This window comes from Paenibacillus sp. J22P51 (assembly GCF_059692215.1).
In genome coordinates this window covers 113,686-130,393 of record NZ_JCAUAZ010000011.1, presented here as the reverse complement: position 1 = coordinate 130,393, position 16,708 = coordinate 113,686, and the positions used below count along the sequence as shown (strand labels likewise).

Annotated in this window: 18 protein-coding genes; 14 read left to right on the top strand and 4 right to left on the bottom strand. The window is 46.6% G+C overall.

From position 1 onward, the window contains the following. Positions 1–200 precede the first annotated feature (200 nt). The 3 genes from AC58QC_RS21800 to phnE all read left to right on the top strand — a co-directional run bounded on the left by AC58QC_RS21800 (position 201) and on the right by phnE (position 3,745). Complete coding sequence (locus AC58QC_RS21800; protein ID WP_497417179.1) at positions 201–1,232, top strand: HoxN/HupN/NixA family nickel/cobalt transporter; 1,032 nt, start codon at positions 201–203, stop codon at positions 1,230–1,232. A gap of 168 nt (positions 1,233–1,400) precedes the next feature. Then, positions 1,401–2,174: a phosphonate ABC transporter ATP-binding protein gene (gene phnC, locus AC58QC_RS21795; RefSeq protein WP_497417178.1), complete on the top strand. Its 774-nt coding sequence runs from the start codon at positions 1,401–1,403 to the stop codon at positions 2,172–2,174. Continuing rightward, entirely contained in the window at positions 2,171–3,745 is a 1,575-nt protein-coding gene (phnE, locus tag AC58QC_RS21790; protein WP_497417177.1) for a phosphonate ABC transporter, permease protein PhnE, read from the top strand. Before phnC ends, phnE begins: the two co-directional genes overlap by 4 nt. Before the next feature lie 72 nt (positions 3,746–3,817). Here the strand turns inward: phnE and AC58QC_RS21785 are convergent, their stop codons facing one another. Both AC58QC_RS21785 and AC58QC_RS21780 read right to left on the bottom strand, forming a co-directional pair. Beyond that, the gene (locus AC58QC_RS21785) at positions 3,818–4,069 is read right to left on the bottom strand and encodes a hypothetical protein (RefSeq protein WP_497417176.1); all 252 of its coding nucleotides are present in this window, start codon (positions 4,067–4,069) and stop codon (positions 3,818–3,820) included. Between the two features lie 208 nt (positions 4,070–4,277). Next, entirely contained in the window at positions 4,278–5,255 is a 978-nt protein-coding gene (locus AC58QC_RS21780) for a phosphate/phosphite/phosphonate ABC transporter substrate-binding protein (RefSeq protein WP_497417175.1), read from the bottom strand. Positions 5,256–5,404: 149 nt separating this feature from the next. Here AC58QC_RS21780 and AC58QC_RS21775 point away from each other — a divergent pair, with 149 nt between their 5' ends. Next, positions 5,405–7,000 (top strand): bifunctional metallophosphatase/5'-nucleotidase, encoded by a 1,596-nt coding sequence (locus tag AC58QC_RS21775; protein ID WP_497417174.1) that lies wholly within the window; start codon positions 5,405–5,407, stop codon positions 6,998–7,000. Between the two features lie 84 nt (positions 7,001–7,084). Here AC58QC_RS21775 and AC58QC_RS21770 read toward each other — a convergent pair whose 3' ends face one another. Together AC58QC_RS21770 and AC58QC_RS21765 are read right to left on the bottom strand one after the other, a co-directional pair. Further along, positions 7,085–7,321 (bottom strand): HD family phosphohydrolase, encoded by a 237-nt coding sequence (locus AC58QC_RS21770; protein ID WP_497417173.1) that lies wholly within the window; start codon positions 7,319–7,321, stop codon positions 7,085–7,087. Between the two features lie 4 nt (positions 7,322–7,325). Next, entirely contained in the window at positions 7,326–7,646 is a 321-nt protein-coding gene (locus tag AC58QC_RS21765) for a YbjQ family protein (protein ID WP_497417172.1), read from the bottom strand. A gap of 99 nt (positions 7,647–7,745) precedes the next feature. Here AC58QC_RS21765 and AC58QC_RS21760 point away from each other — a divergent pair, with 99 nt between their 5' ends. From AC58QC_RS21760 to AC58QC_RS21715, 10 genes are all read left to right on the top strand, one after another. Further along, entirely contained in the window at positions 7,746–8,549 is an 804-nt protein-coding gene (locus AC58QC_RS21760; RefSeq protein WP_497417171.1) for an alpha/beta hydrolase, read from the top strand. Beyond that, a complete protein-coding gene (gene pxpB, locus AC58QC_RS21755; RefSeq protein ID WP_497417170.1) occupies positions 8,546–9,325 on the top strand; it encodes a 5-oxoprolinase subunit PxpB in 780 nt (259 codons plus the stop codon). The genes AC58QC_RS21760 and pxpB overlap by 4 nt, the downstream gene beginning before the upstream one ends. Then, on the top strand, positions 9,315–10,307 hold the full coding sequence (locus AC58QC_RS21750; RefSeq protein WP_497417169.1) for a 5-oxoprolinase subunit C family protein: 993 nt from the start codon (positions 9,315–9,317) through the stop codon (positions 10,305–10,307). The genes pxpB and AC58QC_RS21750 overlap by 11 nt, the downstream gene beginning before the upstream one ends. 166 nt (positions 10,308–10,473) lie before the next feature. Next, positions 10,474–11,235 carry a LamB/YcsF family protein gene (locus tag AC58QC_RS21745; protein WP_497417168.1) on the top strand — a complete coding sequence of 254 codons (762 nt, stop codon included), beginning with the start codon at positions 10,474–10,476 and terminating at the stop codon, positions 11,233–11,235. A gap of 1,307 nt (positions 11,236–12,542) precedes the next feature. Next, positions 12,543–12,830: a CD3324 family protein gene (locus tag AC58QC_RS21740; RefSeq protein WP_028556449.1), complete on the top strand. Its 288-nt coding sequence runs from the start codon at positions 12,543–12,545 to the stop codon at positions 12,828–12,830. A gap of 100 nt (positions 12,831–12,930) precedes the next feature. Continuing rightward, on the top strand, positions 12,931–13,314 hold the full coding sequence (locus AC58QC_RS21735) for a gamma-glutamylcyclotransferase family protein (RefSeq protein ID WP_497417167.1): 384 nt from the start codon (positions 12,931–12,933) through the stop codon (positions 13,312–13,314). A 90-nt stretch (positions 13,315–13,404) separates the two neighbouring features. Further along, on the top strand, positions 13,405–13,779 hold the full coding sequence (locus AC58QC_RS21730) for a response regulator (protein ID WP_497417166.1): 375 nt from the start codon (positions 13,405–13,407) through the stop codon (positions 13,777–13,779). Between the two features lie 59 nt (positions 13,780–13,838). Next, complete coding sequence (locus AC58QC_RS21725; protein ID WP_497417165.1) at positions 13,839–15,602, top strand: response regulator; 1,764 nt, start codon at positions 13,839–13,841, stop codon at positions 15,600–15,602. Positions 15,603–15,749: 147 nt separating this feature from the next. Continuing rightward, entirely contained in the window at positions 15,750–16,250 is a 501-nt protein-coding gene (nikR, locus tag AC58QC_RS21720) for a nickel-responsive transcriptional regulator NikR (RefSeq protein ID WP_497417164.1), read from the top strand. Positions 16,251–16,302: 52 nt separating this feature from the next. Then, a complete protein-coding gene (locus AC58QC_RS21715; RefSeq protein ID WP_497417163.1) occupies positions 16,303–16,707 on the top strand; it encodes a DUF2203 domain-containing protein in 405 nt (134 codons plus the stop codon). Position 16,708: the final 1 nt, after the last annotated feature.

Here is a 16,708-nt window from a genome sequence, read left to right as displayed (position 1 = left end):
GTCAGCTCCTTTTCGAGATAAAAAAAATATATAGGCTTCACAAGATAAATGAGGTGTCGTTTTTGGAACGGTTTCTATTATATCAGATCTCATTTAGAATTCTTTACAAATAATCGGCCCGGTACTTCTCAATTCATGCACACGTGTGCTACATTATTAATAAATCGTAACACGAATGGGAAAGGTGGGGTTGAATACCTATGTGGAAATCTTTGCTGAGAGAGAGAAAAAGCTGGGGCGGATACGTTGGCGTTATTATCCTTCTTCACGTAATGGGGCTGATCGGTTTATACTCCGTTGCCAAAACATCGCCCGCCTTCTGGGGAATTGGACTCCTGGCTTATACGTTAGGGATGCGTCATGCGTTCGACGTTGATCATATTGCGGCTATAGACAACACGGTTCGGAAGCTTGTGCAACAGAAGAAAAACCCACTAGGTGTTGGCTTTTACTTCTCGCTAGGTCACTCGTCAGTCGTGTTCGTCATGGCGATTGTGACTGCCTTCTCGGTGCAATGGGCTGCGCGTGAGCTTCCTTGGATGCAGCGCTTTGGCGGCGTGATTGGGGCTTCTGTTTCTGGACTATTCCTCGTCATCATTGGCATCATTAATTTGATCATTCTTATTAGCCTATATAAAATGTTTCTGAAGTTTCGCACCGGCAAGTACGACAACAACGAGTTTGAAGAGCTGTTGGAGTCACGCGGCTTTATTGCACGCCTGATTAAACCGCTATTCTCGTTCATCACCAAAAGCTGGCATGTCTATCCGTTAGGCTTTCTATTCGGTTTAGGCTTCGATACTGCAAGTGAAATCGCGTTGTTGGCTATTTCCGCGCACGCGGCGAAGGATGCAATTCCTTTTATCGGTGTGATCTCACTTCCACTCTTGTTCGCAGCGGGGATGAGCCTATTCGATACGGCGGACGGCATGTTCATGACCAAAGCCTACAAGTGGGCATTCCACACGCCAGTGCGTAAGCTTTACTATAATTTGACCGTTACTGCGCTCGCGGTGGTTGCGGCATTAATCATTGGTGTGATCGAGCTTGGACAAGTGCTTTCCGAAGAGTTCAGCATGGAAGGTACATTCTGGACGTGGCTGCAAGAGATTGATTTTGGTACGTTAGGCTTTATTCTGGTTGGGATGTTCGTCATCGCGTGGATCGTTTCGATTGCCGTCTGGAGAGGGATGAAGATCGAGGAACGTTGGGGTGCAAAGTACAATCCATAGGAAGAAAATGGCCCTTGCTAGCGTGCAAGAGGCCATTTTATTGTGCATGGTGAACAATGGAATATGAATTTTTTCTAAAGGTAATGATAGAAAAAAGGATTTTTCATCTATTCGTTGAAAGTAGTCTGTCGAGCTATTAGAAATTGAGTAAAAGAAAGTAGGACGAATATGATTGAGTTTAAAAATCTTTCAAAAGTATATCCAAATGGTACTGTTGGTTTGAATGACATTAACCTTACCATACACCCGGGGGAATTCGTAGTTATTGTAGGTTTATCAGGGGCTGGAAAATCAACACTGCTTCGTTCGATTAATCGTCTGCATGAGACTACAAGCGGTGAAATTCTAATCGATGGGAAATCCATTACCAAAGCAAACGGCGCGCAGCTGCGTCGGATGCGTAGAGATATCGGGATGATTTTCCAAACCTTTAATCTAGTCAAAAGATCCACAGTTATTCGCAACGTCCTTTCCGGTCGCGTTGGCTACCATTCAACACTTCGGACGATGTTCGGCTTGTTCCCTAAAGCGGACATGGAACTTTCACTCAAAGCATTAGAACGCGTGAACATTAGGGAAAAAGCGTATTCGCGCGCCGACGAATTGTCCGGCGGTCAACAGCAGCGTGTTTCCATTGCAAGAGCGCTCGCACAGGAAGCCAAAATCATCCTTGCAGATGAGCCGGTTGCTTCACTGGATCCGCTCACAACCCGTCAAGTTATGGATGACCTGAAACGAATTAACAAGGACCTCGGCATTACAACCGTCGTCAACCTTCACTTTATTGACTTGGCTCGCGAGTACGCAACACGCATTATCGGACTTCGTGCAGGTAAGGTCGTCTATGATGGACCTGTTGCCGATGCGACGGACGATGTGTTCTCCGAGATCTACGGCCGCGCCATCAAGAAAGATGAGCTGCTGGGGGTGCAGGAGGAATGAGTGTAGCAACCGTCAAAAAGCCTCCGCGCACAAAGTTTTATATGATCATCGCGATCATGGTGCTATTCTTGATCGGCAGCATTTATCAGACGGATGCGACGCTGACTAGATTAGCTACGGGAACGCCGGAGATCTTGAAATTCGTCGCAGAAATGTTTCCGCCAGACTGGCTATTCTTCGCAGACATTTGGAAGCCGATGGCACAAACCATACAGATGTCCATCCTGGGCACGATCATTGGAGCTCTATTTGCGTTCCCAATGGCGCTGCTGGCTGCTCGTAACGTAACAACCTCACCATGGTTGTCGTATCCAGCTCGCTTTATTATGAATTTTGTTCGTACCATTCCTGATCTGCTCTATGCAGCATTATTTGCCGTATTAGTAGGCTTTGGTCCAACAGCAGGTACGTTAGCGCTAATTTTCTTTACGTTTGGGATTATTTCAAAGCTTTCTTATGAATCAACGGAAGCCATCGATCCTGGTCCGCTTGAAGCGATGACCGCAGTTGGAGCTAATAAGCTGAAGCTGATCCGTTTCGGTGTCTTGCCACAAGTTGCACCTACGTATCTAGCGCATTTTCTGTACACGTTTGAAGTGAGCATTCGTGCTTCCGCAATCCTCGGTTTGGTTGGCGCGGGAGGTATCGGCTTATTGCTCAAAAACACACTGGATCTGTTCCGTTACGATCAGTCTTGTGCCATTGTTATTTATACGTTGCTGATCGTCGTCATCATTGATTTGGTGAGCACACGATTCCGTACGTATTTGTTAAAAGGCAGTGCCAAGCCGATGTCTGAAACGCAAGCAAACACGTTTAAAATTATTGGCTTAGTGGCTGTGATCGCTCTACTTGTATGGGCGTTAACTGGCTTGGAATTAACCGGCTTCCAACCAACTACTTGGATTCTGACCAAAGCAATGATCAATGGATTATTCCATCCTGACTGGGCATATGTCTATATTCCTGAAGGCGAAGATTTACTTCGTTCCCTACTTGAAACCTTGTCCATTTCCTATTTAGGAAATTTCGTATCAGCGATTGTCTGTCTGCCCTTTGCTTTCTGGGCCGCGGCGAATATGAGTAAGTACCGTGCTGTTTCTGGCACTGGGAAACTATTTCTCAGCGTCGTTCGTACGATTCCGGAAATCATTATGGCGTTGATCTTTATTAAAGCGGTAGGTCCGAATGCATATGCGGGCGTTATGGCGCTGGGATTGCACTCTGTGGGCATGTTAGGCAAGCTCTATGCCGAGGCTATTGAGAACATGGATATGGGGCCTACAGAGGCTATGACGGCCGTAGGAGCGAACTTCTGGCAGCGGATGTCGTTCGCCGTCATTCCGCAGGTCATACCAGATTTCATTTCGTATACGCTGTACCGTTTCGAAATCAATGTCCGTTCTGCGACCTTGCTTGGGGTCATTGGTGCAGGAGGGATCGGAACACCGTTAATCTTCGCCCTGAATGCAAGGCAATGGCCGCGAGTCGGTATTATCTTGATTGGGATTATTGTTACAGTCTCCGTCATTGACTATATCTCGGGCACATTGCGTAAACGGATCGTTTAAAGCGATCAACTATTCATTACAAAGCAAAAGGCAGTTCCTGAAGGTTGTAGACCTTCAAGAACTGCCTTTTATTCATGAATGAACATTCCCACCTTGCGCAACCAAGTGGAGAATACGAGGCTCACGAAGACGATGAGAAGCTTGAGAGAGACGTTCGTCTGGCCCCAAGATTTCAATTTGGTCAATTAACGTGAGAGGAATCATAATGTTGTTTATTTTTAAAAGCTGGAATTCTGGGTAATACTGCGAAATGACTCCCTGTACTTCATCGGTGCCGCACCGAATAATAACTTCTGTTTTACGCATGATCAGCATTTCGTACATCCAATTTTTCACCCCACAATGAGTTATGACACGACCGACTAGTAAACGTTTGATAGTTGAAAGTAAACGATAAGCTTGGACGGGCGTGCCACATTCATAATATGCAAGGAAAGTCTGGTATAGAATGTAAAATTAGAAGGAAAAAACCACCGCGTCATGGATTAAGGCTCATGCTGCGGTGGTTTGTTTGTGTGTAGTGAATGAAATCTTATTTCAAGCCCATTGCTTTGTTAGCTTCACGAACGATGTTGAATTTATCATCAGTAGTAGCAACATAACCTTGGTGTGTGTATACATCGATGATTACTTTCTTACCTTCAGGATCGTTTCCAATCGCGATGAAAGCATCTTGAATTTTCTTCTTCCAAGCTGCATCCATATCGGAACGAACAGCGATCGTATCATTTGGAATTTTATCGGAGAAAGAAAGAACTCTCGTTTGTTTGAAGATTTCAGGATAATCCTTCAACATGTTTGTGCGAATATCTTGGAACACGCCTACTGCATCAACTTGACCATTCAGAAGAGCGATAACTGCTTTATCATGTCCTTGGAATTGAACGCCTGTTACATCTTTAACTGGATCTACACCAGCGTTTTTCAAAACAAGACCTGGGTAAACGTAACCAGCAGCGGATGTAACACCTTGCCAGCCCATTTTCTTACCTTTCAGATCAGCAACGGATTTGATTGGGGAATCCGCTTTAACAAGAATTTCGGATTTGTAGAAATCAACAAGCTCTTTCGTTGGTTGACCTGTTGCATCATCAACGCCAAAACGTTGTGCTTGTACAAGTAGATCAGCAGCTTTACGGTTATCGTGGGCAACAACATAGTTACTTGGTGGCAAGAAACCAACATCAACTTGTTTGGAAGACATCGCTTCGATTACTACGTTGTAATCCGTTGAAACAGAAACCTTAACCGGGATACCTAGTTTATCTCCAAGCAATTTCTCAAGCGGCTTAGCTTTTGCTTCAAGAGTTTCTGCATTTTGGGAAGGAACGAATTGTACTTTCAGTTCTTTCGGAATGAAACCTGCAGCTGCTGCTGGAGTAGCCGTTGCCGCCGCTGTTGCTGCTGCAGTAGCTGAAGCAGATGGTTTTGTTTCTTCTTTTTTCGCGCAGCCGACAAGTGCACCTGCAGCTACAACCATGGACAAGCTAAGTACTGTTAATTTTTTCATGTTTTTTTTGACCTCCGTTTAAATATTTACTTTTTATCTATGTTGTACTATAACATTATCATAAGAGATATGGAAGATAGTGTGAAGTATTTGTTAAACTGACAATTGATATGTAAAACTTTACAATAAAATGCAATGGAGTGAATCGCTTGACGCAGACAGGGCAAGGGAAAATAAGTCATATTACGATTTTAGAAACGAGCGACCTCCATGGGAATATGCTTCCCATTCATTACGCAAATAATCATCCCAATGAGGTGGGATTGTCGAAAATAGCAGCATTAATTGCACAAGAACGAGCGAAGGAAGCGCATGTAATTGTGATCGACAACGGTGATCTGATTCAAGGCACTCCGCTAGCTTATCACCACGCACGTTTGGATAATGAGCCTATGAATCCCATGGTGCTGGGTCTGAACTATTTGAACTATGATGGAGCTGTGCTGGGGAATCACGAATTTAATTATGGTATGGATGTCCTGCAGAAAGCAGTCAGAGAATCTGAATTTCCCTGGTTATGTGCCAATATTGTGAACGAAGAGACGGGAGAGCCATTCTTTGGAAAGCCGTATCTCATTAAACAATTTCCTGAAGGGTTGCGTGTAGGGATTCTTGGATTGACAACTCCCTACATTCCGAATTGGGAAGACCCGAAGCATATTGTCGGCTTGCGTTTCGAAGATCCCATTGCGACAGCTCGTACATGGGTGCAGTTTCTCAAACAGCAGGAGCATGTAGATGTCGTTGTTGTTTCCTACCATGGCGGTTTTGAAAGAGATATCGCAACTGGAGAGCCTACAGAGCCATTAACAGGCGAGAATCAGGGTTATCAGCTTTGTATGGAAGTAGCGGGTATCGATGTTCTACTCACAGGTCATCAGCATAGAAGTATCGCTGGTGTGGACATTAATGGCGTAACCATCGTTCAACCAGGTACAGCAGGCGTTACGCTTGGGAAAGTGAACATCGCTCTGGAGCAAGTTGAAGGGGGCTGGCGTATTGTTTCCAAGCAATCAGAGCTTCTAACTGTTGCGAATGTTGAGGCAGATAGGGTCTTGTTGGAGCAAATCAGTTCCTATGAGTCGAAGACCCAATTGTGGCTGGATCAACCCATCGGAAAGCTATCGGGGGACATGCTCGTGAGAGATCCTATGCAGATTCGTACTCAGGACAATGCGTTAATTGAGTTTATAAACAAAGTCCAAATGGAGCTGTCAGGTGCCCCGATATCTAACACCGCGTTGTTTGATAACTTTTCACCTGGATTTCCAACGGATATTACCATGCGGGATATTGTTTCCAACTATATTTATCCGAACACGCTGAAGGTCATTCGAATCTCCGGTCAGGATATTAAGGATGCGTTGGAGCAGTCTGCGGAATATTTTGAATTGACGGAAAAGGGAGATCTACAAGTAAGTAAGGCTTTTATGGATCCGAAGCCTGCTCATTACAACTATGATATGTGGGAGGGAATCTCCTACACGTTAGATATTACCCGTCCTGTCGGGAATCGTGTTGTGCAGCTGGATTATGAGGGGGAAACGATTAAGCTCGAAGCCTCTTTCGATGTGGTAATGAATAATTATCGCGCTGCAGGCGGAGGTAATTATGCGATGTTCCAGAATAAGCCGGTGATCAAGGATATTCCAACGGACGTAGCTGAGCTATTGGCGGGATATATCATGGAGCGAGGTACGATAGAAGCGAGTGTAAATCATAACTGGAAAGTGATTTGGGCGTAGCTATTGCTGCATACAATAAGCCTGACAAGAGCGAGAGAATCTAAGGTCTCAGTTCTTGTCAGGCTTTTTAAGTTTGTAAAAAAGTTACTTTTCACGAATATAAGCACGATCTCCCGTTCGAGGATTGTAGTAGACCCGATAAGTGAATCCGTCTTTGGGATCAATGAACACTTCGGTTGTAAATACAAAGCCGTTTGGAGGCGATTTGGGCGTCGCGGCACCCTCTGTTTTGTAGCGTTTGTCATAAACTAGATAGCCTAGAAGAAATAGAATAATGAAGCCAACAATCCACACGCCGTATACTAGCAAAATGGTTGACATTCGATCATAGCCTTCGCGCCCGAACAGCTGTGCCATAGGCGACGATTTCGCTCATATTTTGACCAATATCCCCGCTATCAAAACGCATCATCACAATAGCATCAGCGCCCATGGCAGCTGCATTTTTGACGAGTCGGTCCATCGCTTGCCTGCGGCCGTCTTCGACCATCTGCGTATACTGTGTGACTTCTCCGCCAATTAAGCCTTTCAAAGAGGCCATAATATCCCCGCCAATGCCTCTGGCCCGCACCACGACGCCAAATGTACTTCCCAAAACTTCAGTGACCTCATAACTGGCAATGTTTTCTGTTGTAACTACAATCATTTTGAATCGCTCCTTTATAGAAGAAATAGATGCTTTTCTACTTGATAAGGATTGGCTATTATTAACTTAGTACGTTATTCGCATGAGGGGGTTTCAAGGTTGAACGCAGGGACAACGATTGAATTATGGCTTGGAGCTACGCGAGAATGTCAAGGTGAGAAGAATCAAGGCTGCCCAAGCCTAACCTTATATCCAGTAGAGGGAGATGGCTTGCGTGCAGCAGTTATAGTATGTCCAGGTGGAGGTTACGGCGTACGAGCCCCTCATGAAGGAGAGCCAATCGCAAAATGGCTAAATGGGCTTGGTATATCTGCCTACGTGTTGAACTATCGTGTAGCACCATATAAACATCCTATACCTTTGCAAGACGCGCAGCGGGCTATCCGAACCGTGAGACATCATGCTGAGGCATGGGGAGTCGATGCAAACCGCGTTGGTATTCTTGGTTTCTCTGCAGGTGGTCATTTGGCAGCAACAGCGGGGACACACTACGATGCGGGAGATCAGAACTCCGCGGATCCGATTGAGCAACATAGCTCCCGTCCTGATCTAATGGTACTGTGTTATCCTGTCATTTCATTCAGTATGAATGCTCATCAAGGTTCGCGAATTAATCTGATTGGTGAAAATGCCAGCGATGAGTTAGTCAAGGATTTGAGCAATGAACTTCAAGTAACGGCAGATACGCCGCCAACCTTCCTATGGCATACAGCCGATGATGCGGCAGTTTCCGTCGAAAATAGCTTGCTTTTTGCTAGTGCACTAAGCCGCAATAAAGTTCCTTTTGACCTGCATGTTTTCGAGTCGGGACGTCACGGAATTGGCATTGCAGATGATCATCCAGAAGCGTATATCTGGCCTGAGGTTTGTGCGAATTGGTTGAAAAAGCAGCGATTTGCATGACCAAGCTAGTATACGAATGCTATCCGCTAGGGGATTCGGCGATTGTGATTCGATTAGGAGATGACATATCGTTATTGAATCTTCATAAGGTCAGGCAAGTAGCGAATTATTTGGAAAATAACTGGCATAATGGTTTCATTGAGCTAGTGGCCGCGTATACAACCATTACAATTTATTATGATGCTTTCCGTATTTATAACTATTCTTCCGAAGTTGTGTTAAAAAGTGGGCGTACTTATAGGGCGGCGACTTGGCTTCCCTATGATCATGTCTTACAGTACATAGAGCGGCTATTAGATGCCTATAGAAATGACGGTAGCTTTGCCGGGCAGTTGGGAACGATCATTGAGATCCCTGTTTGTTATGAGGCGGCATATGGTCCTGATCTTAGGGAAGTAGCGGCATATCATCAGGTGGGTACAAAAGAAATCGTGACTTGGCATACTTCTCGCGTGTATCCGGTGTATATGATTGGCTTTGCACCTGGTTTTCCTTATTTGGGTGGTATGGATGAAAGGCTAGCGACACCGCGCAAATCAGTGCCTCGCACACAAATTCCAGCCGGCTCTGTTGGCATTGGCGGGTCGCAAACAGGCATCTACCCTTTTGAATCACCAGGTGGTTGGCAGCTCATTGGTCGAACACCACTCCGCTTGTTTCGTCCGGAGACCGTTCCTCCTTCCTTACTTAAAGTTGGAGATCAAGTGAAATTTGTGGCCATCACATCCGAGCAGTTTCAAGCGTTTGAAGAAGGGAATGCGAGCCATGGGCTTTGAAGTAATAAAACCTGGCCTTTTATCCACTTTACAGGATGAGGGGCGCTATGGTTATCGGAAACATGGTGTGATCGTGGCAGGGCCGATGGATCGGTTTGCCCATCGTGCAGCGAATTTGTTGGTTGGCAATGGTCGCGAAGCGGTGACCTTAGAAATGACTCTTAGTGGGCCTACAATAGTTGCCCAGAAAGATATGCTAATTGCCATTTGCGGTGCAGAGATGGAAGCGGAAGTGAATGGAAGTTCAGCGCCAATGTGGCGCCCCTTCGTTCTTCGTACAGGAAGTGAGCTGCAATTTCGCTACGCAACACACGGTTGTAGAGCCTATTTAGCTGTGCATGGTGGTTTCAAGGCGGACTACGTACTGGGAAGTCGCAGTACCTACCAGAGAGCGGGTATGGGTGGATATGAGGGAAGAGCTCTTCGTGCTGGGGATGAACTGGAAATCGAGAAAAATGAACTGTCTTCTCAGCTCATGAAGAGTGTCGAGCTTCGATCCAAGTCCGTGAGTCCATGGATTCGTCCTGATTACCGTGACAATCCTGTAATACGGATCGTCAGAGGGAAGGAAGCCACCTTATTTACAACAGTAAGTTGGACTAGATTGCTTTCCCAGAGCTTTCTAGTGTCCTCACAATCGGATCGCATGGGATATCGGCTGTTGGGTGAGCCCAAGCTTGAGCTTGAAGCAGGCATGTCCTATGAAATGATCTCCGAAGCTGTAGTTGCGGGGACGCTTCAGGTGCCTTCAAGTGGAAATCCCATCTTGTTGATGGCTGATTGCCAAACAACAGGCGGATATCCACGGATTGGTCATGTGATCACGGCCGACCTTCCGTTGGTCGCTCAGGTGAAGCCAGGTGGAGAGCTGCGCTTCCAAGAGGTTACGCATCTCGAAGCACAAGAGCAGTTGTTGCTCCAGGCGATGGATCTGAAGCTGCTGGAGGCGGGTATGAAGGCTTGGTTGAGGGGCATGGCGTAGGGAAAATGGCGTGAGATGCTGATTCTTCGAGGCATAAAGGAATGGGATAACATGCTTTTCTGCGGGGAAGGCATAGGGAAAGTCTTGAGATGCTGATTCTGCGAGGCAGTGCATAGGTAAATGACGAAGATGAGTTGGCAAAATCATCGGTGGGAGTGTGATGGAAATGCTACGCATTGATTTGAATTGTGACATGGGTGAAGGGTTCGGCGCTTACTCTCTCGGCCGCGATGCGGAGCTGCTCGACTACGTTAGCTCCGCCAACATCGCCTGCGGGTTCCACGCAGGCGACCCCGCAACCATGCGCAGCACGGTACAGCTGTGCGTGCGCAAGGGCGTTGCGATCGGGGCCCATCCGGGCCTACCCGATCTGCAAGGCTTTGGCCGGCGCGAGATCGCAATCACGCCGGCTGAGGCTTACGAGCTGACGTTGTATCAGCTCGGGGCGCTGCAGGCGTTCGTCCATGCCGAAGGCGGACGCCTGAAGCACGTCAAGCCGCATGGCGCGCTCTACCACATGGCTGCGAAGCGCCATGAGTTAGCCGCCGCGATTGCGGCTGCAACGGCCAGCGTCAGCGCGGAGCTGACGCTGTATGGCCCGCCCGGCAGCGAGCTGCTGCGGGCGGGCGCCGCCGCGGGGCTGCGGACCGCGAGCGAAGCTTTCGCGGACCGCAGCTACCAGCGGGACGGCTCTTTGACGCCCCGCGACCAGGCGGGGGCGCTGCTTGTGAGCGCCGCCGAGGCTGCGGCGCAGGTGGAGCGGCTTGTCCGCGAAGGCATGGTGCTCTCCCTCACGGGAGAGGACCTGAGCATGCGCGCGGACACGATCTGTATCCACGGCGATGGCGTTCACGCCGTGGAGTTCGCGCGCGATATCCGCGCGCTGTTGAACAGCAGCGGCATCGCCGTCATGCCGCTTGGGACCTAGCGCAAATGCTAGGTCCTTTTTACACTTGAAACAACTCAAACTCCGCTCATCCAGCATCACCAATCAACTCCGATCACTCACTACTCATCCAACCACTCACTATTCATCCAATCACTCACTACTCATCCAACCATCACCCTAACCTACTCTTAACAAATTCCTCCTATTACAGAAACGTTCTACAATCCCACTCGCCTAGCTGGTTCCGCTACCTTATTCATTCAAAAATGTCCTCAAAAGTAAAATAACTGGAATAACTACAGCTAATCAGATTGGTTTTCCTCTTTTTGAAGAAATAACTGGATTTCCTGTAGTTAATTTAACTGATTGCTTTATAAAGTGGTCTATATTCCAAATTTAACTGGAGTTTTTCCAGTTAAATGGGCATTTCAGCGAAAAATGAAGAAAATAACTGGAGTTTTTCCAGCTAATTCTCAGAAGCCGTGAGCTATGCGCAACGAAAGTCCGCACTCACTCCGCACTCACTCCGCACTCACTCCGCACTCACTCCGCACTCACTCCGCACTCACTCCGCACTCACTCCGCACTCACTCCGCACTCACTCCGCACTCACTCCGTACTCACTCCGTACTCACTCCGTACTCACTCCGTACTCACTCCGTACTCACTCCGTACTCACTCCGCACTCACTCCGCACTCACTCCTCACTCACTCCGTACTCACTCCGTACTCACTCCATGCTCATTCTTTCCCATTCCTTCGTCATTCCTCAGTCCGCACTCAATTTTCAACCCCTCTCAAGGAAAGAATCCCTATAACCATTCTTTCACTTGAGAGGCGCTGGGCAATATGAGTAATATAGAGATGTAGCCGGCCGGCTAATTCCTTCGGAAAGGAGTGATCAAGGTGATTACAACGCAAACAGAGGTGATCTCTGCGTAAGCAGAGATCACTGTTCCAAGCGGGGGCCCCTAGGCCCTCGCATAATTTTTACGAACGAGTAGACAGCGAGAAGCTTTTTACATATAATGAGAATTGTGAACACGAAGTGAACACAACAATAAACTACGGTGAAGGGAGTGCTTTTTAATGAACACAATGACAATGACAGTAGCGATGAATGTTGCGGCCGCCGCAGAGGTACTCGTCTCCTAACTGAATATCATTCGTGGAATAACCGTTCACCTGAATTGTATAATTGCATATACAACCGACAGGCACGATTATGATCGTGTTTTTTTTATTCCATTTTTGAGAATGGTAGGAGGTTAAGGGGCGATGAAGATACTCTCTGCAAATCAGTCAAAGTCAAGTAAGCTTTGCACAATTTGAGGAGGTTTTCATCCATGAGTTACAAGAACGGGAAAGATGTTCTTCCCCCTAACCTATTAAAACAATTACAAGAATATATCCAAGGCGAAATCGTGTATATCCCTAAGAAAGAGCAGAAACGTGCTGGCTGGGGAGAAAACAACGGCACTCGCATCATCATTGAGCGGAGAAATCGTGAGATTTTCCGTTTGTACCAAACGGGCTCGACGGTTTTGGAGCTGATCAAGGTGTTTCATTTGTCCGAAGACAGCATCCGCAAAATTATTGTTAAAACACGTGAATTAACAGCCAATCAGGCATAGCAGCAGCATCCATCGTGATGCTGCTTTTTTTTGTAGGAATCCATAGACTCCTTAACGAACTTATGTACATAACGCAAATAAAGGCAGGGAGGAACAGAAAATGATAGCTGTATTTGTGTATGGTACGTTACTTGTAGGAGAAAGTAATCATTTTGTTGTCTCTCCGTATTTACTTGGCGTGCAACCTGGAGCGATTGAAGGACGTTTATTTGATGTAGGACCATACCCAGCACTAGTACGTACGGGAGATGATCATACGGTTGTTGGGGAATGGCTCGAGGTTACCGAAGAAGGCTTAGCCGCCATGGATGTCTTGGAAACGTACTTTGGTCCCGATCATGAGGACAATGATTACGAACGGATTTGGGTGAAGGATGTCAATGGGGAGCGGGAAGGCTGGGTCTATTGTTGGACAAGCCCTCGCGGATTGCCGGAAATAAAAGGCTCGTCATGGAAGGTCCACCTTCACGATAAGGAAGTGTGATTTCTTTCGAGTTTTTCCGACATTTTCCTATCTAGGCTCCTGCGATGGTGCTATAATTAATCGTAATTCATAGACTCGAGGAGAGAGAACATGTCAGCTTACAAAATTTTGCTTGCCGATGATGAGTTGGCGCTTCGCTTTCTGCTGACGGAAACGTTATCTGATGAAGGCTACGTCATTACAGAGGTTGAAGATGGTCAACAAGCGATCGATCAACTCGGCAAGGAAGCCTACGATTTAATCATTCTTGATTACATGATGCCGGAGCGTACGGGCGTCGAAGTTTGCGCTTGGTTGAGACAAAGTGAGAATGTGAATCGGGACTTGCCGGTTATTCTTTTGACAGCCAAAGCGCTAGAGAAAGATAAAGAGAAAGCTAAGGCAGCGGGTGTCACCACGTACATTGTGAAACCTTTCAGTCCACTTCAATTATTAGACACCATAGGGCAACTGTTGCAACGATAGGTCGAACAGATAAGTGATGAGATTAGTTTAATTAAGCTTATAAAGGGTGATTGTCTGTTATGAGCCATAGTAACATAGAGAGATCCAAAGATGCAGGTTCAGAATCTGATCGTGATGCAAGGATTCTTAAACAAGGAAAAAAGCTTTTTATTCGTGAATATGACAAGCAGCTGCAGCAACTGCAGACTTTACTGACAGCGGTTCAAGTGGAGCCTGTCCTAGAGGATTTACAACAGTGCTATCGGATTGCGCATACGCTCAAAGGCAGTGCGCCCGTTTTTGGTTATGTGAGAATCGGAAAACTGGCGGAAGACCTGGTACGGATGTGGGAATGGACACTAGCGACTAATATGCTGGAAGATGAGCTGCTCTCGTCAACGAACCCTGTTTATGAAAGCATAGAGCGAACAGCTGGATTATTGCTTGAATTGAAAATGGAACTGGATATCGGCTTAACAGAAATTCAGATGGATGAGCAGCAGGATCCTACAGTGAGTTCCATGCTTCGAACTTTGAAAAGCCGCATATTGCTTGTTGATGATGACGATGCCCTGCGCTCCTATTTGACAAGAAGATTGCAGCTGGATGATTGTATGGTTGATGAGGCGGCTGACGTGGAGTCAGCTAAAAAATTACTTCGTGAGCATACGTATGATCTCGTTACGTTAGATCTGATGATGCACCCGCAGTCTGGCTATGAGCTCTTTGAGTTCCTGAAGGAAGATCCTACGCTCAAATGGCTTCCGCTTATTGTATTATCAGGACGTGACGATGTCAGTGATAAAGTACGCTGTTTTCATTTGGGAGCGGATGATTACGTGACCAAGCCATTCCAGTATGAGGAATTGGCGGCACGCATTTATGGACTCCTTAAGCGGACTCGGAATTTTGAACAGTTAGCTTTCCGCGACCCACTTACAGGTGTGTTCAATCGCCGATATTTCGATCTGCAGATCGGCCTAGAGCTCCAGCGGATTGAGCGCTACCCAGCGCCAATTTCTCTTGTGTTTATCGATATTGACAGCTTCAAAAGCGTTAATGATACGTATGGACATCACGTAGGGGATCTGGTGCTCCAAGGCTTGGCTCACTTGATGCAGATCAATCTGCGATCGACGGACTTATTGGCGCGTTTTGGCGGTGAGGAGTTTGTCATTGCACTTCCGAATACCTCTGTGGAACAAGGTCGTTCCATTATGCAAGATATATTAGATATAGTACGTATGAAACCAGTAGCTCAGAACGATGGTCAAACGTTCTCTATCACGTTTTCGGCCGGTGTAGCCGAATGGCAAGTCGGTATGACGATTGCGGAGTGGGTAGCTAAGGCCGATGATGCGATGTACCAAGCGAAACAGCAGGGTAAGAATCGTATTATTCTTGCGGATCTAGAGGATGAGGGAGCACAATTTACTAAGCTTGTCGCACATGCGCATGCACAGCTTCAGAAGAAAAAGCTTCTAATTGTTGATGATGATCCGATTCTGCGAGCCATCTTGATTTCACAATTGGAGCACTTGCCTATTGTGATTACGCAAGTTTCCGATGGTGAACAGGCGTGGCAACTGCTGACTAGTCAAGCTTTCGATGCCTGTATTTTGGATGGAATCTTGCCTGGTTTAGATGGATTTACGATATTGGAGAAGGTAAAGACAGATGCTGATTCTCTCTCCAAAGAGATGAAGATTCTCATGCTTTCTGGGAAGAAGAAGGAAGCGGATGTAGCGAAGGGCTTGCAAATGGGAGCCGATGATTATATGACGAAGCCATTCTCACTCGTGGAGTTGGAGAACCGTGTCAAACAATTAATGAAACTCGTCTAGGAAGGAGGGGGGCTGCCCTCTCCTTTTTGCTTTTTGCCTAGAGGAAAGTTATGTGAGGTGGTGATCTCCCTGAAGGAGGTTTGCGACGCCAGCACTTTCTGCTACAGTAGGAATATAGACGAAGTTACCTATGAAGGAGCAAGATGAATGTCGGATAAAGAGAGTCTGGTGCGTTTCGGAATTTCGATGCCGCAATCCCTTATCGAGCAATTCGACCGGTTGATTGCGATGCAAGGGTATGATAATCGCTCAGAGGCGATTCGAGATCTTGCCCGAAAGGCACTATTAACCTCAAGCAGTATGCAGCCCAATGAGATGGTCGCCGGTACGATTGTTATGGTATACGACCACGAAATTAGAGATTTACCTATTACGTTAATGGAGCTTCAGCACGACTATCATCATGCGATCATTTCCACCATGCATATCCATTTAAACCATCAGCAATGCTTGGAAATACTTGTAGTTCGAGGTGAGGTACAGGAGCTTCGAGAGCTGCAGCAACGCATTCAAGTGTTAAAAGGAGTTGGCTACGCGGAGCTGTCAGTTACGCATGTGGACGAGCATAGCCAAAGCCATGGGCATAGTCACGGACACGGACACGGACATCATCATCACGTTCACGAAAAGCCTCATACACATGAGTAGAATTCGTAGTTCTTTCTTTTTTTTGCTAAAATAAAGGACATGGAGGTGCGTTATGTCTGAGAAGAAATGGTTCTCTTTGGAAGAGGCCAATGGCTTATTGCCTTATGTTGATCAGGAACTGAAGAAAATGCAAGCCTTGAAGAGTGAGTTTGAGGACAAATATATGGAGTTGCGCCATAAGAAGAATGAATACGCGGAGAAGCCTGGCACGGAAAAGGACCCTTTTTTTGTCATGGAAGCTGCGCTTGAATTTCTTCAAATTGAAGCCCGTGGACTTATTCAAAGTTTTCAAAAGACAGGTATTGAGCTGAAGGATATCGACTCGGGACTTGTTGATTTTCCAGCTGTCATGAATGGACAAGAAGTGTTGCTGTGTTGGAAGCAAGGAGAGGATCGGATTCGTTATTATCACGGGGAGCAAGATGGCTTTGCTGGCCGTAGACCGATAGCGGATTAAT